Origin of the sequence: Caldimonas manganoxidans ATCC BAA-369, from assembly GCF_000381125.1 — a bacterium.
In the GTDB taxonomy this organism is placed as follows: Bacteria; Pseudomonadota; Gammaproteobacteria; order Burkholderiales; family Burkholderiaceae_C; genus Caldimonas; species Caldimonas manganoxidans.
In genome coordinates this window covers 1-1,424 of record NZ_KB906011.1, presented here as the reverse complement: position 1 = coordinate 1,424, position 1,424 = coordinate 1, and the positions used below count along the sequence as shown (strand labels likewise).

General features: G+C 61.4%; 1 protein-coding gene. It reads left to right on the top strand.

Annotated features, from left to right (window positions below):
* Window positions 1–158 precede the first annotated feature (158 nt).
* Window positions 159–1,346 (top strand): recombinase family protein, encoded by a 1,188-nt coding sequence (locus F615_RS19260; protein WP_019562407.1) that lies wholly within the window; start codon window positions 159–161, stop codon window positions 1,344–1,346.
* The last annotated feature ends 78 nt before the right edge of the window (window positions 1,347–1,424 follow it).

Genomic DNA, 1,424 nt, shown 5'->3' with positions numbered 1-1,424 from the left:
CATCGAGCCGATTCATATTCGGGAGTTCCAACCCCGCAACATCACCTCACCAACTCAGTGTCTATGCGGCTTGAGGTCGTTTTGCAGGGCCGACTATTTGGCCTCAAGCCGCCATCCAATGCCAAGACCAAGCCCGCCACCAAGAAGAGAGGTGGTCGATGAGCGAAGTCTTGAAGCGCCGCATGCGCTGCGCGGTCTACACGCGCAAATCCACCGACGAAGGGCTGGACCAGGAATACAACTCGATCGACGCTCAGCGCGATGCCGGTCATGCCTACATCGCCAGTCAGCGCGCCGAAGGCTGGATACCGGTCGCCGACGATTACGATGATCCCGCCTATTCCGGCGGCAACATGGAACGCCCGGCGCTCCAGCGCATGATGGCGGACATCGAGGCCGGCAAGATCGACGTGGTCGTCATCTATAAGATCGACCGACTGACGCGCAGCCTCGCTGATTTTTCCAAGATGGTCGAAGTGTTCGAACGCTATGGCGTGTCGTTCGTGTCGGTCACCCAGCAGTTCAATACGACGACATCCATGGGTCGGCTGATGCTGAACATCCTGCTGTCCTTCGCCCAGTTCGAGCGCGAGGTCACTGGCGAGCGCATCCGCGACAAGATCGCGGCCAGCAAACGTAAGGGCATGTGGATGGGTGGTGTGCCACCGCTGGGCTACGACGTCGAGAATCGGCGGTTGGTGCCCAACGAGCGTGAGGCCAAGCTGATCCGGCACATCTTCCAGCGTTTCGTCGAGCTCGGCTCCAGTACCGCACTGGTCAAGGAGCTGAAACTGGATGGCGTGACGTCGAAGGCGTGGACCACGCAAGACGGCAAGACCCGCGATGGCAAGCCGATCGACAAGGGCCACATCTACAAGCTCCTCAGTAACCGGACCTACCTTGGCGAGTTGCGGCACAAGGACCAGTGGTACCAGGCCGAACACCCGCCCATCATCAGCCGCGAACTGTGGGACAGCGTCCACGCGATCCTGGAGACGAATGGCCGGGTGCGGGGCAACACGACGCGGGCCAAGGTTCCCTATTTACTCAAGGGCATCGTGTTCGGTAACGACGGCCGTGCGCTGTCGCCATGGCACACCACCAAGAAGAATGGCCGGCGCTACCGTTACTACGTGCCCCAGCGCGACGCCAAGGAACACGCGGGCGCGTCGGGCCTGCCGCGACTGCCAGCCGCAGAACTGGAGTCGGCGGTGCTCGATCAACTGCGCGCGATCCTGCGTGCGCCGAATCTGCTCGGCGACATGCTGCCGCAGGCGATCAAGCTGGACCCGACACTGGACGAAGCCAAGATGACCGTGGCCATGACCCGACTAGGGAAACGCTGATCAAGTCCTGCGCCTGGCAGTAGTCCGTCTTGTCGCCCTGGTGATGGGCGGCGATGATTACGGTCATGAAGCAGATGA